The organism is Enterobacter cloacae complex sp. ECNIH7, from assembly GCF_002208095.1.
Taxonomy (GTDB): domain Bacteria; phylum Pseudomonadota; class Gammaproteobacteria; order Enterobacterales; family Enterobacteriaceae; genus Enterobacter; species Enterobacter cloacae_M.
In genome coordinates this window covers 14373-40513 of record NZ_CP017990.1, presented here as the reverse complement: position 1 = coordinate 40513, position 26141 = coordinate 14373, and the positions used below count along the sequence as shown (strand labels likewise).

Sequence of the window (26141 nt, the reverse complement as noted above, 5' to 3'; positions counted from 1 at the left end):
CGATCGCTGATGGTGATTTCCTCCAGGGAAATCACCATTGTCCAAATGGCAACTCGCCTAATCCCTTTTCACCCCCTATCCTGCATGCCTGCATCTATGGGGGGTTTATGGCGCGTTTTCTGTTTTGTAGCTTCGCTTTAGTTCTGCTTTATCCGTCCGGCATTGATATGTATCTGGTGGGATTGCCGCACATCGCCCGCGATCTGGGCGCCAGCGAAGCGCAGCTGCACATCGCGTTTTCGGCCTACCTCGCGGGGATGGCGTCGTCTATGGTCTTTGCCGGGAAGATCGCGGATAAGGCAGGCCGTCAACCCGTCGCGATAAGCGGCGCCATCATTTTTGCCCTGGCCTCTCTTCTCTGCTCACAGGCCCAAAGCAGCACCTTGTTCCTGGCCGGACGGTTTATCCAGGGCATTGGCGCCGGTGGCTGCTACGTCGTCGCGTTTGCCATTTTGCGCGACACCTTAAGCGCCCAGCGTCGCGCTAAGGTGCTTTCGATGCTGAACGGTATTACCTGCATTATCCCGGTGCTGGCCCCGGTCGTGGGATATCTGATCATGCTGAAATTCCCGTGGCAGAGCCTGTTCTGGACCATGGCGGCGATGGGCGCGCTGGTGTTTATCCTGTCTATCGCCGTGCTGAAAGAGACCCACCCGGGCTCGCAGAATACCGGTCATACCGCAACTATTCACCCAGCCGAGAAGCTGCTTAACCGCTTTTTCCTCAGTCGTCTGACCGTGACCACGTTAAGCGTGGCGGTGATCCTGACCTATGTAAACGTTTCCCCGGTTTTACTGATGGAAACCATGGGCTTCGATCGGGGTGAGTATTCAACGGTGATGGCATTAACCGCCATGGTCAGTATGGCAGTCTCGTTCACCACCCCGTTTGCGCTAAATGTTTTCAGCCAGCGCACGCTGATGCTAACCTCACAGGTTTTATTCCTCACGGCTGGCGCGATCCAGGCAACCACCAGCTCGCATGCGGTGATGCTGGCGGGTATTACCCTTATTTGTGCCGGGTTCTCGGTTGGCTTTGGCGTGGCGATGAGCCAGGCGCTTGGCCCTTTCTCGCTGCGGGCAGGCGTGGCAAGCTCGGTGCTGGGAATTGCGCAGGTCTGCGGCTCGTCGCTGTGGATTTGGCTGGCGGCGGTCATCGGGCTTAACGCGCTGAATATGCTGATCGGGGTTCTGATTGGCTGTAGCATACTGTGCATTACCTTACTTATGGTCATCCAGCCCGCGGCGCATTATGAAGAAGCCCATCAGCAGTCTCGATCTTAACCTGTTGCTGTGCCTGCAGCTTTTGCTGCAGGAGCGCAGCGTCACCAAAGCGGCGAAGCGGATGAACGTGACGCCGTCTGCGGTGAGTAAATCGCTGGCCAAGCTGCGTGACTGGTTTGACGACCCGCTGTTTGTCAAAACGCCGCTGGGGCTGCTGCCGACCCCGCTGACGGTAAGCCTCGAGCAGGATTTGGCTGACTGGATGCAAATCGGCAACCAGATCCTCGATAAATTCCACCATGATTCCCCGGGCGGGCTAACGTTTGTGCTGGCCGCCGAAACGCCGTTGATGCTGATCCGCTTTAACGCCCTGCTGGAGCAGGTGAACCAGCGCTATCCGCAGGCGACGGTGAAGATGCGTCACTGGGATTATGACTCGCTGGACGCCATTACGCGTGGAGAGGTGGATCTGGGATTCACCGGACGCGAAACGCACCCGCGATCGCGTGAATTGCTGAAGCTAATGCCGTGGTTCATCGACTATGAGATCCTGTTCAGCGACCGTCCGTGCGTGTATCTGCGTGAGGATCACCCCGCGCTACAGGACGAATGGAATCTTGAGACCTTCCTGCGCTACCCGCACATCAGCATCTTCTGGGAACGCAGCGACACCTGGGCACTGGACGAAGTGCTAAAGGAGATGGGTCGGGAGAGAAACATTGCCATGAGCGTGCCGGGCTTTGAGCAGTCGATGTTTATGGCGGCCCAGCCCGGTCACAACTATATCGCCACGGCTCCGCACTACTGTCATCACTACAATCAACTTCACCAGCGGAAGCTGATCGCGCTGCCTATTCCCATTGACGAAGCGCAGGCTGAAAAGCTTACCGTTCCCTTCACGCTGATCTGGCATAAACGGAACAGCCATAATCCGAAAATCCTCTGGCTGCGGGAAACCATCAAGGCGCTATACGGTGCCAGCGATCCAATTTTTTCCTAAGAAAATGTAAAGTTCGGTCCTGAGGCTTCTCTTACTCCCATTTACTGATTAAAACAGGAGTCAAGTTAAGCGATAATCATGTAACCGTTTAACCGATTACGACCATTATCAAGGAGCGAAAAATGGCTACGCACTTTGCAAGAGGGATACTTACAGAAGGACGTCTCGTATCGGCAAGAATTTCTTCAGCCTGTCACAGTGAAGCACTCACTCTCCCGGAACACCGCAGAACGCGGTATTTAGCGTCCAGAGCGCTTCTCGCAGAACTGCTTTTTATGCTGTACGGCACCAGCGAGCTGCCGGACATCATTACCCAACCCGAAGGCCGCCCGGTCTTTGCCGACCCGGATCTCCCTCGTTTTTCGATTGCCTACGCGGGCAATATCATTGGCGTCGCGCTGACCACCGAAGGGGATTGTGGGCTGGATATGGAGCTTCAGCGCGCGACGCGCAGCTTCCATGGCAGTAATGCGCATGAAGACTATCCGCTCTCAAGCAACGAAAAGCTGTGGGTCCGCAACCAGAACGACCCTGTCGAAGCTCGAGCCCAGCTCATTACCCTGCGCCAGAGCATCCGCAAGCTCTGTGGATGCGCCTCAGACGACGCCAGCCTGCTGCAGCTGCTGCCAGGCTCCGGACGTCTGCGTGCCGCCCAGGCCACGCTGGTAGAGGCGCTCAGTGACGCGGAGGATGTGCTCATTTGGTCCATTGCGGTTACCCCCGCCATCGAACGCATGAAAATCTGGGAATTTGACAGCCAACAGGGATGGCGTAGCCTTCCTGATGTGCCCGAGCGCGCCAACGAGCCCGCCGCACGCCTGATGCGTTTAACCAGTTTACCGGCAGAAAAAGCATTCACCCTTAGCTGATCCGATCAGGGTCATCATGATGAAACAGGAGTAATCATGTCTGATACGTTGAAAGTAGTTACGTTACTGGGAAGCCTGCGCAAAGGTTCATTTAACGGGATGGTTGCCCGCACGCTGCCACAGCTGGCACCGGCAGGAATGGAAATTAGCGCCCTGCCGTCTATTGGCGATATTCCGCTCTATGATGCTGACGTACAGCAGGAAGAGGGTTTTCCGCAGAGCGTTGAGGCGCTGGCAGAGCAGATCCGCCAGGCTGACGGCGTGGTCATCGTCACGCCGGAGTATAACTATTCGGTTCCGGGTGGCCTGAAGAATGCCATCGACTGGCTGTCCCGTTTACCTGAGCAGCCGCTGGCAGGCAAGCCGGTGCTGATCCAGACCAGCTCAATGGGCGCGATTGGCGGCGCGCGCTGCCAGTATCATCTGCGCCAGATCCTGGTGTTCCTGGATGCGATGGTCATGAACAAGCCGGAATTTATGGGTGGTGTGATTCAGAACAAGGTCGACCCGCAAACGGGTGAAGTGGTGGATCAGAGCACGCGCGATCATCTGTCTGGCCAGCTGACGGCGTTTGGGGATTATATTAAGCGGGTGAAGGCGTAAGCTTATTGTGGCCTGATGCCCTCACCCCAGCCCTCTCCCACGGGAGAGGGTGCAAACACTAAAGCCCTTTTCTTCGAAAAGGACTTGCTGTTTATTTGGCATCAATAAACACAATCTTCAGCACAAACAGCAGCGCCACAACGATGACGCACGGGCTGAGGTCGCGGAAGCGGCCGGTACCGATCTTCATTACGCAGTAAGAGATAAAGCCCAGCGCGATACCTTCGGTAATCGAGAAGCTGAACGGCATCATCACGGCGGTAATAAACGCCGGCACCGCTTCGGTTAAATCATCCCACTTCACGCGTGACAGGCTGGAGGTCATCAGCACCCCCACATAGATCAGCGCGCCGGCTGCCGCATACGGAGGAACCATACCCGCCAGCGGAGAGAGGAAGATCACCAGCAGGAACAGAATACCCACGACCACCGCCGTCAGGCCGGTACGGCCGCCCACGGACACGCCGGAAGAAGATTCAATGTACGCGGTAACGGACGAGGTTCCGATAAAAGCACCGGTCACAGAGGAGACGCTGTCCACAAACAGCGCCTGCTTCATGCGCGGGAATTTGCCTTTTTCATCCGCCAGGCCCGCTTTGTCGGTCACGCCAATCAGCGTGCCGGAGGAGTCAAACAGGTTGACCAGCATGAAGGAGAAAATCACGCCCGCCAGGCCCAGGTTCAGGGAACCCGCCAGATCGACATGACCAATCACGGTAGAGACGCTCGGTGGCGCGGAGACAATACCGTTATAGTGAACGTCGCCCAGCATCCAGCCCAGCAGGGTGGTGACCACGATGGAGACCAGCACCGCCGCGTGAATATTGCGGGAAGCCAGGATCGCGATGATAAAGAAGCCCAGCACGCCCAGCAGCACGTTATGAGAGGTCAGGTGACCGATGCTCACCAGCGTATCCGGGTTCGCCACGATAACGCCGGCGTTTTTCAGCCCCATCATCCCGATGAACAGACCGATACCGCTGGTGATGCCCACGCGCAGACTCACGGGAATGTTTGCAATCATCCAGTAACGCACGCGGAAAATGGTCAGCAGCAGCAGGCCAACCGCGCCCCAGAAGATGGCGCCCATGCCAACCTGCCACGGCAGCCCCATCGCCTGAACAACCACGAATGCGAAGAACGCATTCAGGCCCATCGCCGGTGCCAGCGCAACCGGCAGGTTAGCGAACACACCCATCAGAATGCTGCCAAGGGCCGCAATCAGGCAGGTGGTTACAAAGACGGCGCTGGTATCCATGCCAGCAACGCCCAGAATTTGAGGGTTCACAAAAACGATATAGACCATCGTCAGGAAGGTGGTGAAACCAGCGATCACTTCGGTGCGTGCCGTTGTGCCGTGCTCGCGCAGTTTAAAAACGCGCTCAAGCAGACCCTGACCAGACGTCTGGGTAGTGTGTTGTTGACTCATCATCAATTCCGAACAAGGAGGGAAAATTCGTCGCTATCCTATACCAAAATGCGACAATAGTGGCGGTTACGTGATACTTTTTTCATTGATTTTGCTTATACGGCAACGATTGCGTCCCGGCGAACTGCCGTACGTAAACGTTAAACTTGTTAAAAGGGAAAGGCATGTCCGGAATTGAAGCGGTATTTTTCGACTGCGACGGTACGCTGGTCGACAGTGAGGTCATTTGTTCCCGCGCGTATGTCACTATGTTCAAGGAATTTGGCATTACGCTGGAGCTCGAAGAGGTGTTTAAACGCTTTAAGGGCGTGAAGCTCTACGAGATCATCGACATCATTAACCGGGAACACGGTGTGGATCTGGCGAAAGCCGATCTGGAACCGGTGTACCGCGCCGAGGTCGCACGCCTGTTTGATTCGGAGCTGGAGGTCATTCCGGGCGCAAACGCGCTGCTGGATGCGATGACGGTGCCTGTCTGCGTCGTCTCTAACGGCCCGGTCAGCAAAATGCAGCATTCGCTGGGCAAGCTTGAGATGTTGCACCATTTCCCGGAAAAACTGTTCAGCGGCTACGATATCCAGCGCTGGAAGCCAGACCCGGCGCTGATGTTTCATGCGGCAAAAGCAATGAACGTCAACGTAGAGAACTGCATTCTGGTGGATGACTCGTCTGCGGGCGCGCAGTCGGGGATTGATGCGGGGATGGAGGTGTTTTACTTCTGCGCCGACCCGCACAACAAGCCGATCGCTCATCCGAACGTGACGACCTTTACCGATCTGGCGCAGTTGCCAGCGCTGTGGAAGGCACGCGGGTGGAATATTACTCGCTGAGTTTTCCCCCTCATCCCGACCCTCTCCCCAGGGGAGAGGGAGAAAACCGAATTGTCCTCTCTCCCTGTGGGAGAGGGTTAGGGTGAGGGTAAAATCACTCTTTCGGATCTTTACCCGCCAGCAGTTTGTCCAGCTCGTCGCCGCCCACGTGACGGAAGTCCTGACCTTTCACGAAGTAGAAGATGTATTCGCAAATATTCTGGCAGCGGTCGCCGATACGCTCAATAGAGCGCGCGCAGAACAGGGCGGTCAGTACGCTTGGGATCGTACGTGAATCTTCCATCATGTAGGTCATCAGCTGACGCACGATGCCTTCATACTCCTGGTCGACCTTCTTGTCTTCACGGTAGATACGCACCGCTTCGTCCAGATCCATACGCGCAAAGGCATCCAGCACGTCGTGCAGCATCTGCACGGTGTGGCGGCCCAGCGACTCCAGGCTCACCAGCAGGGGCTGGTGCTGCTGAGAGAATTTCTCCAGCGCGGTGCGGCAGATTTTATCCGCAACGTCACCAATACGCTCCAGCTCGGCGATGGTCTTGATGATTGCCATCACCAGACGCAGGTCGCTCGCCGTCGGCTGGCGTTTCGCGATAATGCGCACGCAGGCCTCGTCGATAGCGACTTCCATCATGTTGACGTTTTTGTCGCCTTCAATGACGCGCTTCGCCAGCTCGCTGTCCTGATTGTGCATTGCCGTAATCGCATCAGAAAGCTGCTGCTCGACCATGCCGCCCATGGTCATTACCTGGGTGCGAATGCTTTCCAGCTCTGCGTTGAACTGGCCGGAAATATGTTTATTAAGATTGAGGTTGTCCATGGTTTCTCCACATGCACTAAGGCAAATCAACCGTAGCGGCCAGTAATATAATCTTCGGTTTGTTTCTTCGCGGGCCTGGTGAACAGCGCGTCCGTATCGCTGAACTCAATCAACTCGCCCAGGTACATAAACGCCGTGTGATCGGAACAACGTGCAGCCTGCTGCATGTTATGGGTCACGATAACCACGGTGTAATCCTGCTTCAGCTCGGTGATCAGCTCTTCAATACGGCCGGTTGAGATCGGGTCCAGCGCTGAACACGGCTCATCCAGCAGCAACACTTCCGGGCGAATAGCAATACCGCGCGCAATGCACAGACGCTGCTGCTGACCGCCGGAGAGAGAGTAACCGCTCTGGTGCAACTTATCTTTGGTTTCGTTCCATAATGCGGCCTTGGTCAAAGCCCACTGCACGCGCTCGTCCATATCGGCACGGGAGAGTTTTTCAAACAGACGCACGCCAAACGCGATGTTGTCGTAAATTGACATCGGGAAAGGCGTTGGTTTCTGGAACACCATCCCCACTTTGGCGCGCAGCAGGGCGATATCCTGAGCCTGGGTCAGAATGTTTTCACCGTCCAGGATGATTTCACCTTCAGCGCGCTGCTCCGGATAGAGCGAATACATTTTGTTAAAGGTACGTAGCAGCGTGGATTTTCCGCAGCCGGACGGACCGATAAATGCCGTGACCTGGTTCTTCGCGATATCCAGGTTGATGTTCTTCAGGGCATGGAATTTGCCGTAGTAGAAGTTCAAATCACGAACCTGAATCTTACCCGGGGCAGTATCAACCATACTCATTGACTCATTTCCTCATTCGGCGCCGCGAGCTGCAGCGCCGTAAAAAATTAACCGTGTTTCTTCTTCGCGAAAATGACGCGCGCCAGAATGTTCAGCAACAGCACGCAAAGGGTAATGATCAGCACCCCGGCCCAGGCCAGCTGCTGCCATTCCGCGAATGGGCTCATCGCAAATTTAAAGATCGTCACCGGCAGGTTGGCGATCGGCTGCATCATGTCCGTGCTCCAGAACTGGTTGGAGAGGGACGTAAACAGCAGCGGCGCAGTTTCACCCGCGATACGCGCAACCGCCAGCAGGATACCGGTCATGATCCCGGATACGGACGCCTTCAGCGTAATCGCAGAGATCATCTTCCATTTCGGCGTACCCAGCGCATAAGCCGCTTCACGCAGGCTGTCCGGCACCAGTTTCAGCATGTTCTCGGTGGTACGAATAACAATCGGCACCTGCAGCAGCGCCAGTGCAATCACACCCGCCCAGCCGGAGAAGTGTTCCATCTGTGCCACCACCACCGTGTAAACAAACAGACCCACGACGATAGAAGGTGCAGACAGCAGAATGTCGTTGATGAAGCGAATGACTTCGGCCAGCCAGGATTTACGACCGTATTCTGCCAGGTAGATGCCCGCCATAATGCCCAGCGGCGTGCCGAAGACCGTCGCCCAGAGGATCAGCAGGCCGCTGCCCGCCAGGGCATTCGCCAGGCCACCACCCGCCGTGTTCGGCGGCGGCGTCATTTCGGTGAACAACGACAGTGACATCCCGTCAATCCCGCGAACGACCGTCGAGAAGAGGATCCAGACCAGCCAGAACAGGCCGAATGCCATCGTCGCCATAGAGAGCGACAGGGCAATACGGTTTTTCATGCGGCGTCTGGCCTGCATTTTGCGGCGGGATTCCGCCAGTTCAGCGGTTGCTTGCATTTCGAGAGTTGCCATTAGCGTGCTCCCTCATTTTTAGCGAGGCGCATAATCATCAACTTGGAAATCGCCAGAACAATGAAGGTGATAACGAACAGAATCAGACCCAGCTCCATCAGCGCCGCTACGTGCAGCCCCGATTCCGCTTCCGCAAATTCATTCGCCAGCGCCGAGGTAATACTGTTACCCGGCATGTAGAGCGACGCGCTGTCGAGCTGGTAGGTGTTACCGATGATAAAGGTGACCGCCATGGTTTCACCCAGCGCACGACCTAAACCCAGCATCACGCCCCCGATCACCCCATTTTTGGTGAACGGAAGGACAATGCGCCAGATAACTTCCCAGGTGGTGCAGCCGATGCCGTAGGCCGACTCTTTCATCATCACCGGCGTTTGTTCGAAGACATCGCGCATCACCGCCGCAATGTACGGAATAATCATGATGGCGAGGATCACACCTGCCGCCAGAATGCCGATACCGAAAGCCGGGCCAGAGAACAGGGCACCCACAAACGGAATGGCGGAAAGCACGTTACCCACCGGTTCCTGGAAGTACGTGGCAAACAGCGGAGCAAAGATGAACAGACCCCACATGCCGTAAACGATACTTGGAATAGCCGCCAGCAGTTCGATGGCAATACCCAGCGGGCGTCGCAGCCAGCCCGGCGCCAGCTCCGTCAGGAACAGGGCAATACCAAAGCTCACCGGAACCGCAATCAGCAGGGCGATGAACGAGGTCACCAGAGTGCCGTAAATCGGCACCAGGGCACCGTAGATATCGTTCGGCGCGTCCCACTCTTTAGTCCACAGGAAGGAAAAACCGAATTTCTGGATGCTCGGCCATGAGGAGAAAATCAGAGACACGATAATGCCGCCCAGCAGCAATAGCACAATCAGCGCAGCCAGTTTGACCAGCGCGCTGAAAATCATGTCACCTTTTTTACCCGGAGGGTTAAATGCAGGCTTGGTTGCAGCCATAAATTACTCTTCTGTTTGAGACGTTTTACGAATATGCCCGGTGGCGCTGACGCTTACCGGGCCTACAGCTTAAACCGTAGGGCGGGTAAGCGCAGCGCCACCCGCCATCTTCGTTAAATATATCCTGTTAGTACAGCGCTTTACCGCTGCTGTCTTTCACGTTGGTTTTCCATGCAGCGCGAATCTGCTCAACCACGTTGTCCGGCAGTGTAGCGTAATCCAGGGCGTTAGCCTGTTTGCCGCCGTTTTTGTACGCCCAGTCGAAGAACTTCAGCACTTCGGCGCCCTGCTCAGGTTTCTTCTGCTCTTTGTGAACCAGGATGAAGGTGGTAGAGGTGATTGGCCATGCACCTTCGCCTTTCTGGTTAGTCAGATCCTGCGCGAAGGATTTGCTCCAGTCAGCGCCTTTCGCGGCGTTAGCAAAGTTCTCTTCGGTTGGGCTAACCGGTTTGCCGTCGGCTGAAACCAGTTTGGTGTAGGACAGGTTGTTCTGCTTGGCGTACGCATACTCTACGTAACCAATTGAGCCAGGCAGACGCTGTACGAACGCGGCGATACCGTCGTTACCTTTACCGCCCAGACCGGTTGGCCAGTTAACGGTAGAGCCGGAGCCGACTTTAGATTTCCACTCTTCGTTCACTTTTGCCAGGTAGCTGGTGAACACGAAAGAGGTACCGGAACCATCCGCGCGGCGAACCACGGCGATGTTCTGAGAAGGCAGCTTCAGGCCTGGGTTGAGTTTAGCGATCGCTTCGTCATCCCATTTTTTGATTTTGCCCAGGTAGATGTCACCCAGCGTTTTGCCGTCCAGCACCAGCTCACCCGACTTCACGCCCGGCAGGTTGATGGCCAGGACCACGCCACCGATCACGGTAGGGAACTGGAACAGGCCTTCCTGAGCTAGTTTGTCATCAGACAGCGGAGCGTCTGATGCGCCGAAATCAACCGTGTTCGCGGTAATTTGTTTAACACCACCGGAGGAGCCGATACCCTGATAGTTAACCTTGTTACCGGTTTCTTTCTGGTAGGTATCCGCCCATTTGGCATACACCGGCGCAGGGAAGGTTGCACCAGCGCCAGTCAGGCTTGCTTCTGCAAATACAGAGAACGCGCTCAGAGATAAGGTCGCGGCGACAACAGTTGCGACAGTGGTACGCATAACTTTCATAATGTCTCCTGCAAGATTTTCGTAAATCGTTGTTTAGTGGCTACGATGAGCAAAATAGGACAAACAGGTGACAGATAAATGTACGAATTATGACAGTTTTATGACAACGTAAATTTCACTTAAAAATAAGCAAAAGAAAGCTTATTTTTCATCGCTTTAGCCGCTTTTATGACAAGGCGTTTTCAGAAATATTTTCTTTATGTGACACTGAAAAAAGTAGCTGAAGATGACAAATTGTCATTATTAAAAACGAGAAAGGATTGATGAAAAACAAGCCGGGCAGGATAAAAAAGCTCCACCCGAAGGTGGAGCCTGAAGGGATTATTCTACGGTAACCGATTTCGCCAGGTTACGCGGCTGGTCAACGTCGGTACCTTTGATCAGCGCAACGTGATAGGCCAACAGCTGCAGCGGAACGGTGTAGAAGATTGGTGCAATCACCTCTTCCACATGCGGCATCTCGATGATATGCATGTTGTCGTTGCTGACAAAACCGGCATCTTTGTCGGCGAAGACGTACAGAACACCGCCGCGGGCGCGCACTTCTTCGATGTTAGACTTCAGTTTTTCCAGCAGTTCGTTGTTTGGTGCCACAACGATGACCGGCATATCCGCGTCAATCAGCGCCAGCGGGCCGTGCTTCAGCTCGCCAGCCGCATAGGCTTCAGCGTGAATGTAGGAGATCTCTTTCAGCTTCAGCGCGCCTTCCAGCGCAATCGGATACTGATCGCCACGACCCAGGAACAGGGCGTGATGTTTGTCGGAGAAATCTTCCGCCAGCGCTTCAATGCGTTTGTCCTGAGACAGCATCTGTTCAATACGGCTCGGCAGCGCCTGCAGGCCGTGAACGATGTCGTGCTCAACGGACGCATCTTCACCTTTCAGACGCGCCAGCTTCGCCACCAGCATCAGCAGAACGGTCAGCTGAGTGGTAAACGCTTTGGTAGAGGCCACACCGATTTCGGTGCCCGCTTTGGTCATCAGCGCCAGATCGGACTCACGCACCAGCGATGAGCCAGGAACGTTACAGATAGCCAGAGAGCCCAGGTAACCCAGCTCTTTAGACAGACGCAGCGCTGCCAGCGTATCCGCCGTTTCACCAGACTGGGAAAGGGTGATCATCAGGCTGTTACGACGCACCGCGGATTTGCGATAGCGGAATTCAGACGCGATTTCCACATCGCACGGCACGCCAGCCAGGGATTCAAACCAGTAGCGAGAGACCATACCGGAGTTATAGGAGGTGCCGCAGGCCACGATCTGAATATGCTCGACCTTGCCGAGCAGTTCGTTCGCGTTTGCGCCCAACTCGCTCAGATCCACTTCACCGTGGCTGATGCGCCCGGTCAGCGTGTTTTTGATGGCGTTTGGCTGCTCGTAAATCTCTTTCTGCATGTAGTGACGGTAAGCGCCTTTGTCGCCCGCGTCGTACTGCAGATTCGATTCAATCTCCTGACGTTTCACCTGCTCGCCTTTGGTATCAAAGACGGTCACGCTGCGACGGGTCACTTCCGCGATATCACCCTCTTCGAGGAAGATAAAGCGACGGGTAACCGGCAGGAGCGCCAGCTGGTCAGAAGCGATGAAGTTTTCGCCCATGCCCAGACCGATAACCATCGGGCTACCGGAACGCGCGGCCAGCAATGTGGACGGATCGCGGGAATCCATGATCACCGTACCGTACGCACCGCGCAGCTGAGGGATAGCACGCAGCACCGCATCACGCAGCGTGCCGCCCTGCTCCAGCTCCCAGTGCACCAGGTGAGCAATCACTTCGGTGTCAGTTTCAGAGACGAAGGTGTAGCCGCGCGCTTTCAGTTCTTCGCGCAGCGGTTCGTGGTTTTCGATAATGCCGTTGTGCACGACCACGATGTGTTCAGACACATGCGGGTGCGCGTTACCTTCAGACGGTTCGCCGTGCGTCGCCCAGCGGGTGTGAGCAATACCGGTTCCACCGTGCAGCGGATGTTCTTCCGCGGCCTGGGCCAGCATCTGCACTTTACCGAGACGACGCAGACGGGTCATATGGCCTTCTGCATCGACGACAGCCAGACCGGCTGAGTCGTAACCACGGTATTCCAGACGACGTAAACCTTCGAGAAGGATTTCAGCAATATCACGCTGCGCAACTGCGCCAACAATTCCACACATAATTTTAGATTCCGAATTTAGGCATTATGCCTGCGTTGTCGCTGACCTGTATTTACCCTTTCCGGGCGCCCCGAGCCTTGTAGAGAGTGGGGTTATTTTTATGGGTACTGCTTATGGGGGGAGGATTATATTATCCCCTCACCCCGGCCCTCTCCCCAAAGGGGCGAGGGAGAAAAACACCGCACCGAACGATCCCCTCTCCCCTGTGGGGAGAGGGTTAGGGTGAGGGGTAAATCCGTTACTTCTTCTTCACCGGGCGTTTCCAGCCCTGCTTGCTGACCTGCGGAACGCGGCTTAACACCAGCTCGTTCTCGGCCACATCGCGCGTAACGGTTGTTCCCGCGGCAATGGTCACCCCGTTACCCACGGTAACAGGCGCCACCAGCTGCGTATCGGAGCCAACAAACACGTCGTCACCGATGATAGTTTTAAACTTATTCGCGCCGTCATAGTTACAGGTAATAGTCCCTGCACCAATATTCACGTTATTGCCAATTTCCGCGTCGCCCAGATAGGTCAGATGACCGGCTTTCGAGCCTTTACCCAGACGCGCTTTTTTCATCTCCACGAAGTTACCCACGTGAGCGCCTTCCAGCAGCTCAGCGCCCGGGCGCAGACGCGCAAACGGGCCGATGGTGCATGCCGCGTCCAGACGGGCATCTTCCACCACGCTGTACGGGCTAATTTCGCAGTCGTCACCGATGACGCTGTTTTTAATCACGCAGCCGGCGCCAATTTTGACGCGATTGCCCAGCGTGACGTGACCTTCGAGGATAACGTTCGTATCAATTTCAACGTCACGCCCGTGAGATAACGAACCACGCAGATCGAAACGCGCCGGATCGCGCAGCATCACGCCCGCCAGCAGCAGTTTTTCGGCCTGCTCGGACTGATAAATACGCTCAAGACGGGAAAGCTGCAGGCGGTTGTTCACGCCGTCCGTTTCGCTGATGCGCGCCGGATGAACGGCAGCAATTTCACGCCCTTCGTGGTACGCCATCGCAATGATGTCGGTGATGTAGTATTCACCCTGCGCGTTGTTGTTGTCGAGTCTGGACAGCCAGCGCTTCATATCCGCGCCGTTGGCAATCAGGATACCGGTGTTGATCTCCTGAATCTGGCGCTGTTCGTCGCTGGCATCTTTGTGCTCAACAATACCCGTGACGTTGCCGTTTTCACGGGTGATGCGACCATAACCGCTTGGATCGTCCAGCACGACGGTCAACAAACCGATGCCGCCCTGCGGTTTGGCTTCACGCAGGCGAGTCAGAGTTTCAACGGAGATCAGCGGGACATCGCCGTAGAGCATCAAAATGTCTTCGTCATCCGCAAAGAAAGGCGCAGCCTGCTGCATCGCATGGCCTGTGCCCAGCTGTTCGGCCTGAAGCACCCAGTTGAGCTTGTCATCGCTCAGCGTCTTTTTAAGCAGATCGCCGCCGTGACCGTAGACCAGGTGGACCTGACTGGCACCCAGCTCGTTCGCTGCATCAATGACATGCTGCACCATTGGCTTTCCTGCAAGCGTGTGGAGCACCTTAGGCAGATCGGAATACATGCGGGTCCCTTTGCCAGCGGCAAGGATCACCACGCTCATCGCACTGTTTGACATACGCATCCTGACGGTAGTTTGAGTGTGAAGTAAAAACGTTTGATGCTTAAAATTCTACATCTTTTTCATCATGAATTAAGGCCGAAAAAAAAAGCCAGCCTGGTATCCAGACTGGCTTTTGTGCTTTTCAAGCCGGTGTTACATCGCTTTTTTGGTCAACTCGATAACGCGCAGTTTCGCGATCGCTTTGGCCAGCTCCGCAGACGCCTGAGCGTAATCCACGTCACCATGAGAGCTGCTAATGTGCTCTTCAGCCTTACGCTTCGATTCCAGGGCTCGCGCTTCGTCGAGATCCTGGCCACGGATAGCGGTATCGGCCAGAACGGTCACACTGCCAGGCTGCACTTCAAGAATGCCGCCGGACAGATAGATAAACTCTTCGTGACCGAACTGTTTAACGATGCGGATCATACCAGGCTTAATGGCGGTGAGCAGCGGTGCGTGACCCGGGAAAATACCCAGTTCACCTTCACTACCCGTTACCTGGATTTTCTCGACCAGACCAGAGAACATTTGTTGCTCTGCGCTGACGACGTCCAGGTGGTAAGTCATTGCCATATCACCCTCCGATTAAGGCGTTAAAGTTTTTTGGCTTTTTCCACGGCTTCTTCGATGGAACCAACCATGTAGAACGCCTGCTCTGGCAGGTGGTCGTATTCGCCTTCCATAATGCCTTTAAAGCCACGGATGGTGTCTTTCAGGGAAACGTATTTACCCGGAGAACCGGTGAATACTTCCGCAACGAAGAACGGCTGGGACAGGAAGCGCTGGATCTTACGCGCACGTGCTACCACCAGTTTGTCTTCTTCAGACAGTTCATCCATACCCAAGATGGCGATGATGTCTTTCAGTTCCTGGTAACGCTGCAGCAGGGACTGTACGCCACGCGCGGTGTCGTAGTGTTCCTGACCCACAACCAGTGGATCCAGCTGACGGCTGGTGGAGTCCAGCGGGTCAACGGCCGGGTAGATACCCAGAGACGCGATCTGACGGCTCAGTACCACGGTTGCATCTAAGTGCGCAAAGGTGGTTGCTGGAGATGGGTCAGTCAAGTCATCCGCAGGTACGTATACCGCCTGAACGGAGGTGATAGAACCGGTTTTGGTAGAGGTGATACGTTCCTGAAGAACACCCATCTCTTCCGCCAGCGTAGGCTGATAACCTACCGCTGAAGGCATACGACCCAGCAGTGCAGATACTTCCGTACCGGCCAGGGTGTAACGATAGATGTTATCAACGAACAGCAGAACGTCACGGCCTTCGTCACGGAACTTCTCAGCCATCGTCAGACCGGTCAGCGCAACGCGCAGACGGTTTCCTGGTGGCTCGTTCATCTGGCCGTAAACCAGGGATACTTTGTCCAGAACGTTGGAGTCGGTCATTTCGTGGTAGAAGTCGTTACCCTCACGAGTACGTTCACCTACGCCCGCAAACACGGAGTAACCGGAGTGCTCGATCGCGATGTTACGGATCAGCTCCATCATGTTTACGGTTTTACCAACACCTGCACCACCGAAAAGACCAACTTTACCGCCCTTCGCGAACGGACACATCAGGTCGATAACTTTGATACCGGTTTCCAGCAGTTCCTGAGAGCTGGACAGCTCTTCGTAGGAAGGTGCTGCGCGGTGGATAGCCCAACGCTCTTCTTCACCGATGTCGCCTTTCATGTCGATTGGCTGACCCAATACGTTCATGATACGACCCAGTGTTGCTTTACCTACCGGGACTTCGATCGGGTGCTCAAGGTCTTTGACTTCCAGACCACGACGCAGACCGTCGGAAGAACCCATCGCGATGGTACGCACGATACCGCCGCCGAGCTGCTGCTGAACTTCCAGCACCAGGCTCTCGTTACCATTCTGTACCTCAAGCGCGTCGTACACGCGTGGTACGGCGTCCTGAGGGAACTCGACGTCCACCACGGCGCCGATTACCTGGACAATCTTTCCAGTAGCCATCTTGAATCCTCTACGTAATTCGTAAACCTGGTTAAACCGCGGCGGCCCCCGAGACGATCTCGGTGAGTTCCTGAGTAATGCTGGCCTGACGAGCTTTGTTGTAAACCAACTGCAGCTCTTTAATCAGGCTGCCGCCATTATCGGTCGCGGCTTTCATCGCCACCATTCGTGCGGCCTGCTCGCTGGCCAGGTTTTCTACAACGCCCTGATAAACCTGAGATTCAACGTAACGACGCAGCAGGGTATCCAGCAGCGGTTTCGGATCGGGTTCATACAGGTAATCCCAGGCTTTTTGCTTCAGCTCGTCATCTTCTGATGCCGGTAACGGCAGCATCTGAGTGAGCGTTGGAACCTGAGACATGGTGTTAATGAATTTGTTGCTGACAACGTACAGTCTGTCCAGACGGCCTTCATCATAGGCCTGCAACATCACTTTAACCGGGCCGATCAGTTCGGACAGGGACGGGTTATCACCCATACCAGTTACCTGAGCGACAATGTTGCCACCAACGGAGTTAAAGAAAGAGACGCCTTTAGAGCCGATCATTGCGATATCGCACTGAACGCCTTTTTCAGACCATGCTTTCATATCCGCCAGCAGTTTTTTGAACAGGTTAATGTTCAAGCCGCCACACAGACCACGGTCGGTCGACACCACCAGGTAGCCCACGCGCTTAACGTCGCGTTCTTCCAGGTAAGGGTGCTTATATTCCAGATTACCGTTTGCAAGGTGACCAATCACTTTGCGCATGGTTTCTGCATAAGGACGGCTGGCCGCCATGCGATCCTGCGATTTACGCATTTTGGAAGCGGCGACCATCTCCATCGCTTTAGTGATCTTTTGCGTGTTCTGGACGCTTGCGATCTTACTACGTATCTCTTTTGCGCCGGCCATGAGCTTCTCCTCAATGCCAGGCGGCTTGTCCTGAGACAAGCCGCCGGACGATTACCAGGATTGGGTTGCTTTGAAGGAATCGAGGATAGCTTTCAGCTTGCCTTCGATTTCGTCGTTATAGCCACCGGTCTGGTTGATCTCTTGCATCAGCGGAGCGTGATCACGGTCGACGTAAGCCAGCAGAGCGGCTTCGAAGCTACCGATTTTCGCCAGTTCCACATCTTCGAGGTAACCGCGTTCAGCCGCGAACAGTACCAGGCCCTGCTGAGCAACAGACATTGGTGCGTACTGTTTCTGCTTCAGCAGCTCGGTCACTTTCTGACCGTGGCTCAGCTGTTTACGGGTTGCTTCGTCCAGATCGGATGCGAACTGAGAGAACGCAGCCAGTTCACGATACTGTGCCAGCGCGGTACGGATACCACCGGACAGTTTCTTGATGATCTTGGTCTGAGCAGCACCACCAACACGGGATACGGAGATACCCGGGTTAACCGCCGGACGAATACCGGAGTTAAACAGGTTGGTTTCCAGGAAGATCTGACCATCGGTAATGGAGATTACGTTGGTCGGAACGAACGCAGAAACGTCACCCGCCTGGGTTTCAATGATCGGCAGAGCGGTCAGAGAGCCCGTTTTACCCTTCACTTCACCTTTGGTGAAGTTCTCGACGTATTCCGCGTTAACGCGGGAAGCACGCTCCAGCAGACGAGAGTGGAGGTAGAATACGTCGCCAGGGAACGCTTCACGTCCAGGTGGACGACGGAGCAGCAGGGAAACCTGACGATAAGCAACAGCCTGTTTAGACAGGTCATCGTATACAATCAGCGCATCTTCACCGCGGTCACGGAAGTATTCGCCCATTGCGCAACCGGCGTATGGTGCCAGGTATTGCAGTGCAGCAGATTCAGACGCGGTTGCTACCACAACGATGGTGTTAGACAGTGCGCCGTGCTCTTCCAGTTTACGAACCACGTTAGAAATGGTGGACGCTTTCTGGCCGATGGCCACGTACACGCATTTGATGCCGGAATCACGCTGGTTGATGATGGCGTCGATAGCCATCGCAGTTTTACCGGTCTGACGGTCACCGATGATCAGTTCACGCTGACCACGACCGATTGGGATCATGGCATCAACGGACTTATAACCTGTCTGAACAGGCTGATCTACGGACTGACGGTCGATAACGCCTGGTGCGATAACTTCGATTGGAGAGAAGCCATCGTGCTCAACCGGACCTTTACCGTCGATTGGCGCACCCAGGGTGTTAACAACGCGACCCAGCAGGCCACGGCCAACCGGCACTTCCAGAATACGGCCAGTACACTTAACCTTCATGCCTTCGGCGAGGTCAGCGTATGGACCCATCACAACTGCACCTACGGAGTCGCGCTCCAGGTTCAGTGCGATAGCGTAACGGTTACCCGGCAGGGAAATCATCTCACCCTGCATACAATCGGCCAGGCCGTGGATGCGGATAACACCGTCACTTACAGAAACAATAGTACCTTCGTTGTGAGCTTCACTCACAACACTGAACTGAGCAATGCGCTGCTTGATCAGTTCGCTGATTTCGGTGGAATTCAGTTGCATGCTCCAGTCCCCTTAAGACTGCAAGACGTCTGCAAGGCGTTCAAGACGGCCGCGTACGCTGCCATCAATGACCATATCACCCGAACGGATGATTACGCCTGCCATTACAGACTTATCGATTTTGCAATTCAGCTTAACTTTGCGTGACAGACGTTTTTCCATCGCGGCGGTGATTTTCGCAAGCTGTTCATTACTCAGTTCAGTCGCAGAAGTCACTTCAACTTCAGCGGTTGCTTCACTAAGGGCACGTAAGTGCTCAAACTGCTCAAGAACATCCGGGAGCACACGGAGACGACCATTTTCTGCCATCACCTTAATCAGGTTCTGGCCGTTGGCATCCAGTTGCTCTCCGCACACGGCGATAAACGACGCGGCGAGAGTTTCAGGTGCTAACGCACCGGAAAGCAACTCAGCCATTTGTTCGTTTTTCGTCACCTCAGCGGCAAACGCCAGCATATCCTGCCAGCGATCGACATTTTGGTGTTCGACAGCAAAGTCAAAAGCTGCTTTGGCGTAGGGGCGAGCTACCGTAACAAATTCAGACATCAGCCCCTCCCTCCTTACAGTTCAGCGACAAGTTTGTCCACGATGTCGCTGTTAGCAGCTTCATCCACGGAACGTTCGATGATCTTCTCGGCGCCAGCAACAGCCAGAATCGCAACCTGCTTACGCAGTTCTTCACGAGCACGTTTACGCTCAGCATCAATTTCTGCCTGAGCTTGTGTCACGATCTTAGTACGTTCCTGTTCTGCTTCAGCTTTGGCTTCGTCCAGGATCTGAGAACGGCGTTTGTTAGCCTGTTCAATGATTACCTGAGCTTCAGCTTTCGCTTTTTTCAGCTGGTCTGTCGCGTTGGCCTGTGCAAGGTCCAAATCTTTCTTAGCGCGTTCTGCAGAAGCCAGACCGTCAGCAATTTCTTTCTGACGTTTTTCGATGGCAGCCATTAAAGGCGGCCATACATACTTCATGCAGAACCAGACAAAGAGAATAAACGCGATGGCCTGGCCGAGGATTGTTGCGTTCATGTTCACAGCACAATACCTCTTTAATTTCTGTGGCTTAGGGTTTTAAAACTACTACTACGCGACAGCAAACATCACGTACAGACCCAGACCTACAGCGATCATTGGGATAGCATCCACCAGACCCATAACGATAAAGAACTGAGTACGCAGCAGAGGAATCAGATCAGGTTGACGCGCTGCGCCTTCCAGGAATTTGCCCCCGAGGATGCCGATACCGATCGCAGCACCGATAGCCGCCAGACCCATCATCACAGCGGCAGCCATGTACAGCAGATCCATATTCAGGTTTTCCATGACAGTCTCCAGTTTGTTTCAATTAAAACGTAGTAGTGTTGGTAAAAAATCAGTGCTCTTCAGACGCCATCGACAGATAGACGATCGTCAGAACCATGAAGATAAAGGCTTGCAGCGTAATGATCAGGATGTGGAAAATGGCCCATGGCACATTCAGAATCCACTGTGACCACCACGGCAGAAGACCCGCGATCAGAATGAAAATCAGCTCACCCGCATACATGTTGCCGAACAGTCGCAGACCCAGTGAAACAGGTTTGGACAGCAGGCTAACGCCTTCCAGGATCAGGTTGACCGGAATAAACGCCCAGTGGTTGAACGGCTGCAAGGTAAGCTCTTTCACAAAGCCGCTTACGCCTTTCATTTTGATGCTGTAGAAAAGAATCAGGATAAACACGCCCAGCGCCATCGACAGGGTGATGTTCACGTCCGCAGACGGTACAACACGCAGCGCAGGCAGGCCGAAGATATGCTCGCCGATAAACGGCAGCAGATCGATTGGCAGCAGGTCCATCAGGTTCATCAGGAAGACCCAAACGAACACGGTCAGGGCCAGCGGAGCAATCAGCTTGCTCTTACCATGGTACATGTCTTTGACGCTGCCATGGACGAAGCCGATGATCATTTCGATGAATGTCTGGAATTTCCCTGGTACACCGCTGGTCGCTCGTTTAGCAACACCGCGGAACATGGCCAGGAACAGAAGACCCAAAACCACCGAGAAGAACATGGAGTCGATGTTGATCGTCCAGAAGGTGGCCGGGGGGTTATGTGGATCCACCAGCGAGAATGTACGCAGGTCCAGCTGAAGGTTATTCAGATGGTGACCTATGTAATCCTGCGGCGTCATATTTTCTGAAGCCATGATGCCTTTTACCCTTTGTTATTGATTACAGCTGGAGCCAGAACTTGTACCACCAGCACCAAAACCCACGTTGCTATCAGCGGCATGAAGACCACTTTCAAAACCGCCAGCGCCATCACCAGTAGAGCAAAGGTCAGCAACACCTTACACACTTCGCCGAGGGCGAAGGACCAGGCCACGCGGCCTTTGGCGGGTGTATGCGCCTGATGACGCCAGGCAAAAATCATAAACAACACGTTTGGCAGCACAACCGCCAAACCCCCGCACACGGCGGAGATGCCCCAGAAGGGGTCTTTGAGGCTAAACAGCAGTCCACTTGCTATCACAGCCAGAAACTGAATGAACAGAAGCTTACGAGCAACGTTTCTACTCAAGAGCGACACAGACATCACGTTTTTACTCCTGCTCCCTTCGAGGTATGCCGCGTGTCGTATAAAACGTCCTTTAAGGCTCAGAGTCAAGCATCAAAAAGCGGTCAAATTATACGGTGCGCACCCGTGATTTCAAACATTAAGTAGCGAAAAGGTGAATAAATGTTTAAATATTTTTCCCCACCGCTATTTTTTAACTTTCGCTGAAAGCGTCAACCTTCGAGCAAAACTGCAAACAGCGCGAAAACGTTGGCGATAAAGCGTGCACGAGATCACAAAACACACATTTGCGATAAGGTTGTATTTATCAAAGGCGCAAATCGCATAAATTTAACTTTATGAAATTAAAAGCAAAACGTCGTAACTATTTTCAAAACAGCCCAGTACACAATAAAAACGTTTTATTGACATTCTTAATAAAAAATTAACATTGCGTTCTGGTTACTGCCTCCCACTTTTAGCAGACTTATATTTTCACAGATGACTATCTTCTCGGTGAATAAAAGTGGCCAGGTTAACCTGAAGAAAAACCTTAGTGAAAAAGAGGTTAAAAGCTCACCGGTAAATCCCCGGTAGTTGTGCTGTTTTTTAACATGCGAAGAACAGCACAAATTCCACATTTTTTATTAATTTTTTAAAAATTGTTTGGCTTAATTATCACCAGATGACGCTCCCCATCGAGCTGAGGAATGTGTAATTTCTCGATGGATTCAACAGCAAAACCGTCCGGGAGCTGTTCAATCTCATCGCCTGGCAACTGCCCTTTCAGCGCATAAAAGCGGCCATTCTCTGCCGGCAAGTGCTTACACCAGCTCACCATATCATTGAGCGAAGCAAACGCGCGGCTGATAACACCGTCAAACGGCGGCTCTGCCGGGAACTCCTCTACCCTGCTCTGCACGGGCGTGATGTTTTCAAGCTTCAGCTCATGCTGTACCTGACGTAAAAAGCGCACGCGCTTGCCAAGGCTGTCCAGCAGCGTGAAGTGGCTCTCAGGGCGAACAATCGACAGCGGAACGCCCGGTAAACCAGGTCCCGTACCCACGTCGATAAAACGCTCACCTTTCAGCCACGGGGCAACCACGATGCTATCGAGAATATGGCGTACCAGCATCTCGTTGGGGTCACGTACTGAAGTCAGGTTGTACGCTTTGTTCCATTTGTTCAGCATATCGACATAGGCCACCAGCTGATTTTTCTGGTGATCGGTGAGCGAAATACCTGCCTGATCCAGCAGACGAGAGAGTTTGTTGAGCACGGTGAATACCTGTTGGAAAACTTAGGTGGCGGGTGGCGCTTCGCTTACCCGCCCTACGGGTTCATCAGGCCCGGTAAGCGCAGCGCCACCGGGCAATGTTCTGGGCATTACGCGCTGCGGCGCAGCATGCCCTGCTTTTTCAGCCAGACCAGCAGGATCGAAATCGCTGCAGGCGTGACGCCGGAGATACGGGATGCCTGGCCGATCGATACCGGTTTGTGATCGTTCAGCTTGGCGATCACTTCGTTGGAAAGGCCCGTCACCTGGCGGTAGTCCAGCATTTCCGGCAGCAGCGTGTTTTCGTTACGCTGCTGTTTTTCGATCTCATCCTGCTGACGCGCGATGTAACCTTCGTACTTCACCTGGATCTCAACCTGCTCTGCCGCTTCAGCGTCTTCCAGCCCCGGCGCGAAGGCGGTCAGTTTGACCAGGTTCTCGTAGGTGACTTCAGGACGGCGCAGCAGATCTTCCCCGCTGGCTTCACGCGACAGCGGCGCGGTTAAGTGAGCGTTTACTTCGGCGGCGGTTTCCGCCTGCGGATTCACCCAGGTGGTTTTCAGGCGCTGACGTTCCTGCTCAATGCGCTCCAGCTTTTCGTTGAAGCGCGCCCAGCGTTCGTCATCGACCAGACCCAGCTCGCGGCCCATTTCGGTCAGACGCAGGTCGGCGTTATCTTCACGAAGCATCAGGCGATATTCAGCGCGAGAGGTAAACATACGATACGGCTCTTTGGTACCCAGCGTGCAGAGATCGTCAACCAGCACGCCCAGATACGCCTGAGAACGGCCTGGTGCCCAGCCCTCTTTCTCAGCGGAGAAGCGCGCGGCGTTCAAACCGGCAAGCAGGCCCTGCGCAGCCGCTTCTTCGTAGCCGGTAGTGCCGTTAATCTGCCCCGCGAAGAACAGACCGTGGATGAATTTGCTTTCCAGGGTTGGCTTCAGGTCGCGCGGATCGAAGAAATCGTACTCAATAGCGTAGCCGGGACGAACGATTTTCGCATTCTCCATCCCCTGCATTGAGCGAACAATTTGCATCTGTACATCGAACGGCAGGCTGGTGGAGATGCCGTTCGGATAAATTTCATTAGAGGTCAGCCCTTCCGGCTCCAGGAAGATCTGGTGCTGGTTACGATCGGCGAAGCGCATCACTTTGTCTTCGATCGACGGACAGTAGCGTGGGCCGATCCCTTCGATCACGCCGGCATACATGGGGCTGCGATCGAGGTTATTGCGGATCACGTCATGGGTTTTCTCGTTGGTATGCGTGATGTAGCACGGTACCTGCTGCGGATGCTGAGCCGCATTGCCCATGAACGAGAACACCGGCATCGGATTATCACCGTGCTGTTGCGCCAGCACGCTGAAATCAATGGTGCGCGCATCAATACGCGGCGGCGTGCCGGTTTTCAGGCGGCTGACGCGCAGCGGCAGTTCACGCAGACGGCGAGACAGGGGAATAGACGGCGGATCGCCGGCACGGCCACCGCTGTAGTTATCCAGACCGATATGAATTTTACCGTCCAGGAATGTGCCCACGGTCAGCACCACGGCTTTCGCACGGAATTTGAGACCCATCTGGGTCACGGCACCTACGACGCGATCGTTCTCAACGATAAGATCTTCAACCGCCTGCTGGAAGATCATCAGGTTCGGCTGGTTCTCCAGGGCGGTACGCACAGCCTGACGGTAAAGTACGCGGTCTGCCTGAGCTCGGGTCGCACGCACGGCGGGACCTTTACTCGCGTTTAGTATCCTAAACTGGATGCCAGCATGATCGATCGCTTTCGCCATCAGGCCGCCAAGTGCATCCACTTCTTTTACCAGGTGTCCTTTCCCAATGCCGCCAATCGCCGGATTACAGGACATTTGTCCCAGCGTGTCGATATTGTGTGTCAAAAGCAGGGTCTGCTGACCCATACGCGCTGCGGCCATTGCGGCCTCAGTGCCTGCATGACCCCCGCCAATGATGATGACGTCAAAAGGATCCTGATAAAACATGGTGGTCTGCCTCGCGTAAAGCGGTATGAAAATGGATTGAAGCCCGGGCCGTGGATTCTACTCAACTTTAGTCTTTCGAGAAAGCATTGGGATCCTGGGCTATTAAAAAGAAGATCTTTTTATTTAGAGATCTGTTCTATTGTGATCTCTTATTAGGATCGCGAACCTGTGTGGATAAGTCCGATCTCACAAAGAAGATCATGCAGTTAGAAAGGATCGTTTGCTGTGAATGATCGGTGATCCTGGACAGTATAAGCTGGGATCAGATCGCGACTTTATACACAGGTCAAAAACGATACAACAGTTGTTCTTTGGATAACTACGGGTTAATACGAGCTTTTAACCAGAGTTATCCACATCTGTTCGCGCGATCTTTAATCGGTTTTGAGTAAATTTTTCCATTCCGCGAGCCAGATCTCGGCTGGATCCTCCGGAATGTCATGATCGAGGATGTTGATCTTGAGCGTTTCACCCAGCTGTTTTGCTCCACAAGAGGTTACAGCGGCTTCAACTTTCTCTATTGCCCCGCAAAAGGTGTCATATTCACGACTGCCGATCCCCACCGCGCCAAAACGGACGTTTGACAGGTCGGGCTGCTGTTCCAGCAGTTCGTCATATAAAGGTTGCAGGTTATCCGGCAGATCGCCCGCGCCGTGCGTGGAGGTGATCAGCAGCCAGACCCCGTCAGTCGGGAGATCTTCAAGCAACGGACCGTGCAGGGTTTCCGTGGAAAAGCCCGCATCTTCCAGCTTTTCAGCCAGGTGTTCCGCTACGTATTCCGCACCACCAAGGGTGCTGCCGCTGATAAGGGTAATGTCCGCCATTGATCGCTCGCCCAGATAAAGAGACGGTCATTGTACGCTGTGAACGAGCTGGGATCTACCTGTGGAAAATGTGGGAATGAATTTGCCCGATCACGGGCGGATGGTACGCATGATCGGGTTTTGCAGGGAGATCAGCGTCTCGGTGGATTGAATTTCATCGATTGTTTGGATCTTGTTGATAAGTACCTGCTGGAGGGCGTCGATGGATCGGCACATGACTTTAATAAAGATGCTGTAATGCCCGGTGGTGTAATACGCCTCGGTGACTTCATCCAGCGCGTTCAGCTTCGCCAGGGCGGAAGGGTAGTCTTTGGCGCTTTTAAGAATGATGCCGATGAAGCAGCAGACGTCGTAACCCAGATGTTTAGGACTGACGTCAATGCGTGCGCCGGTAATGATCCCCGCCTGCTTCATCTTCTCTACGCGGACGTGAATGGTTCCCGGGCTGACGCCAAACTGTTTTGCCAGCTCGGCGTAGGCGGTACGGGCATTGGCCATTAACGCCTCCAGAATGCCGCGGTCGAGATTGTCGATCTGATAATTTTCCATAGTTTTTTCTTATGAGGATTAATGAATCACCCTATTCTAGCGTTTAATTTTATCGAATCAAAAGTGAAGGTGGCTTTTTGTTGATGAGTTATTGAATATGATGCCATTTC

General features: G+C 54.2%; 26 protein-coding genes. 5 read left to right on the top strand and 21 right to left on the bottom strand.

The features are described from left to right. The first annotated feature begins 107 nt into the window (after window positions 1-107). From WM95_RS00190 to WM95_RS00175, 4 genes are all read left to right on the top strand, one after another. Window positions 108-1283, top strand: a complete 1176-nt coding sequence (locus WM95_RS00190; RefSeq protein ID WP_063409386.1) for an MFS transporter — start codon at window positions 108-110, stop codon at window positions 1281-1283. Then, window positions 1252-2223, top strand: a complete 972-nt coding sequence (gene yidZ, locus WM95_RS00185; protein ID WP_063409387.1) for an HTH-type transcriptional regulator YidZ — start codon at window positions 1252-1254, stop codon at window positions 2221-2223. Before WM95_RS00190 ends, yidZ begins: the two co-directional genes overlap by 32 nt. A 122-nt stretch (window positions 2224-2345) precedes the next feature. Beyond that, window positions 2346-3092, top strand: coding sequence for a 4'-phosphopantetheinyl transferase family protein (locus WM95_RS00180; protein ID WP_063409388.1), 747 nt, complete (start codon window positions 2346-2348; stop codon window positions 3090-3092). A gap of 36 nt (window positions 3093-3128) precedes the next feature. Then, entirely contained in the window at window positions 3129-3695 is a 567-nt protein-coding gene (locus tag WM95_RS00175; protein WP_023309798.1) for an NADPH-dependent FMN reductase, read from the top strand. Between the two features lie 91 nt (window positions 3696-3786). Here the strand turns inward: WM95_RS00175 and adeP are convergent, their stop codons facing one another. Beyond that, window positions 3787-5124 (bottom strand): adenine permease AdeP, encoded by a 1338-nt coding sequence (gene adeP, locus WM95_RS00170; RefSeq protein ID WP_023309797.1) that lies wholly within the window; start codon window positions 5122-5124, stop codon window positions 3787-3789. A gap of 164 nt (window positions 5125-5288) precedes the next feature. Between adeP and yieH the strand changes: the two genes are divergently transcribed. Beyond that, window positions 5289-5954, top strand: a complete 666-nt coding sequence (gene yieH, locus WM95_RS00165; RefSeq protein WP_063409389.1) for a 6-phosphogluconate phosphatase — start codon at window positions 5289-5291, stop codon at window positions 5952-5954. A gap of 94 nt (window positions 5955-6048) precedes the next feature. Here the strand turns inward: yieH and phoU are convergent, their stop codons facing one another. The 20 genes from phoU to asnC all read right to left on the bottom strand — a co-directional run bounded on the left by phoU (window position 6049) and on the right by asnC (window position 26031). Beyond that, window positions 6049-6774 (bottom strand): phosphate signaling complex protein PhoU, encoded by a 726-nt coding sequence (gene phoU, locus WM95_RS00160; RefSeq protein ID WP_008500182.1) that lies wholly within the window; start codon window positions 6772-6774, stop codon window positions 6049-6051. 26 nt (window positions 6775-6800) lie between these two features. Continuing rightward, window positions 6801-7574 (bottom strand): phosphate ABC transporter ATP-binding protein PstB, encoded by a 774-nt coding sequence (gene pstB, locus WM95_RS00155; RefSeq protein WP_010426574.1) that lies wholly within the window; start codon window positions 7572-7574, stop codon window positions 6801-6803. Window positions 7575-7621: 47 nt separating this feature from the next. Further along, entirely contained in the window at window positions 7622-8512 is an 891-nt protein-coding gene (gene pstA, locus WM95_RS00150; RefSeq protein ID WP_023309794.1) for a phosphate ABC transporter permease PstA, read from the bottom strand. Next, window positions 8512-9471: a phosphate ABC transporter permease PstC gene (gene pstC / locus WM95_RS00145; protein ID WP_023309793.1), complete on the bottom strand. Its 960-nt coding sequence runs from the start codon at window positions 9469-9471 to the stop codon at window positions 8512-8514. Before pstC ends, pstA begins: the two co-directional genes overlap by 1 nt. A 127-nt stretch (window positions 9472-9598) precedes the next feature. Beyond that, a complete protein-coding gene (gene pstS / locus WM95_RS00140) occupies window positions 9599-10639 on the bottom strand; it encodes a phosphate ABC transporter substrate-binding protein PstS (protein ID WP_008500186.1) in 1041 nt (346 codons plus the stop codon). Window positions 10640-10960: 321 nt separating this feature from the next. After that, window positions 10961-12790, bottom strand: coding sequence for a glutamine--fructose-6-phosphate transaminase (isomerizing) (glmS, locus tag WM95_RS00135; RefSeq protein WP_023309792.1), 1830 nt, complete (start codon window positions 12788-12790; stop codon window positions 10961-10963). 238 nt (window positions 12791-13028) lie between these two features. Next, window positions 13029-14399, bottom strand: a complete 1371-nt coding sequence (glmU, locus tag WM95_RS00130) for a bifunctional UDP-N-acetylglucosamine diphosphorylase/glucosamine-1-phosphate N-acetyltransferase GlmU (protein ID WP_045400470.1) — start codon at window positions 14397-14399, stop codon at window positions 13029-13031. Between the two features lie 138 nt (window positions 14400-14537). Further along, on the bottom strand, window positions 14538-14957 hold the full coding sequence (locus tag WM95_RS00125; RefSeq protein ID WP_006177560.1) for a F0F1 ATP synthase subunit epsilon: 420 nt from the start codon (window positions 14955-14957) through the stop codon (window positions 14538-14540). Window positions 14958-14977: 20 nt separating this feature from the next. Further along, window positions 14978-16360 (bottom strand): F0F1 ATP synthase subunit beta, encoded by a 1383-nt coding sequence (gene atpD, locus WM95_RS00120; protein ID WP_003862362.1) that lies wholly within the window; start codon window positions 16358-16360, stop codon window positions 14978-14980. Between the two features lie 31 nt (window positions 16361-16391). After that, a complete protein-coding gene (gene atpG / locus WM95_RS00115) occupies window positions 16392-17255 on the bottom strand; it encodes a F0F1 ATP synthase subunit gamma (RefSeq protein ID WP_008500191.1) in 864 nt (287 codons plus the stop codon). 51 nt (window positions 17256-17306) lie between these two features. Next, entirely contained in the window at window positions 17307-18848 is a 1542-nt protein-coding gene (atpA, locus tag WM95_RS00110) for a F0F1 ATP synthase subunit alpha (RefSeq protein ID WP_006808751.1), read from the bottom strand. A gap of 12 nt (window positions 18849-18860) precedes the next feature. Beyond that, window positions 18861-19394: a F0F1 ATP synthase subunit delta gene (atpH, locus tag WM95_RS00105; RefSeq protein ID WP_023309790.1), complete on the bottom strand. Its 534-nt coding sequence runs from the start codon at window positions 19392-19394 to the stop codon at window positions 18861-18863. A gap of 14 nt (window positions 19395-19408) precedes the next feature. Beyond that, window positions 19409-19879, bottom strand: coding sequence for a F0F1 ATP synthase subunit B (gene atpF / locus WM95_RS00100; RefSeq protein WP_014072436.1), 471 nt, complete (start codon window positions 19877-19879; stop codon window positions 19409-19411). A gap of 48 nt (window positions 19880-19927) precedes the next feature. Continuing rightward, on the bottom strand, window positions 19928-20167 hold the full coding sequence (gene atpE / locus WM95_RS00095; protein ID WP_000429386.1) for a F0F1 ATP synthase subunit C: 240 nt from the start codon (window positions 20165-20167) through the stop codon (window positions 19928-19930). 49 nt (window positions 20168-20216) lie between these two features. Continuing rightward, the gene (gene atpB, locus WM95_RS00090; RefSeq protein ID WP_023309789.1) at window positions 20217-21032 is read right to left on the bottom strand and encodes a F0F1 ATP synthase subunit A; all 816 of its coding nucleotides are present in this window, start codon (window positions 21030-21032) and stop codon (window positions 20217-20219) included. Window positions 21033-21040: 8 nt separating this feature from the next. Beyond that, window positions 21041-21421, bottom strand: coding sequence for a F0F1 ATP synthase subunit I (atpI, locus tag WM95_RS00085; protein WP_008500194.1), 381 nt, complete (start codon window positions 21419-21421; stop codon window positions 21041-21043). A gap of 616 nt (window positions 21422-22037) precedes the next feature. Beyond that, window positions 22038-22661, bottom strand: a complete 624-nt coding sequence (gene rsmG / locus WM95_RS00080) for a 16S rRNA (guanine(527)-N(7))-methyltransferase RsmG (RefSeq protein WP_023309787.1) — start codon at window positions 22659-22661, stop codon at window positions 22038-22040. Window positions 22662-22768: 107 nt separating this feature from the next. Beyond that, window positions 22769-24658 (bottom strand): tRNA uridine-5-carboxymethylaminomethyl(34) synthesis enzyme MnmG, encoded by a 1890-nt coding sequence (gene mnmG / locus WM95_RS00075; protein ID WP_014072433.1) that lies wholly within the window; start codon window positions 24656-24658, stop codon window positions 22769-22771. Window positions 24659-25032: 374 nt separating this feature from the next. Then, the gene (mioC, locus tag WM95_RS00070) at window positions 25033-25482 is read right to left on the bottom strand and encodes an FMN-binding protein MioC (protein ID WP_059445903.1); all 450 of its coding nucleotides are present in this window, start codon (window positions 25480-25482) and stop codon (window positions 25033-25035) included. A gap of 90 nt (window positions 25483-25572) precedes the next feature. Continuing rightward, window positions 25573-26031, bottom strand: coding sequence for a transcriptional regulator AsnC (gene asnC / locus WM95_RS00065; RefSeq protein ID WP_023333916.1), 459 nt, complete (start codon window positions 26029-26031; stop codon window positions 25573-25575). Between the last annotated feature and the right edge of the window lie 110 nt (window positions 26032-26141).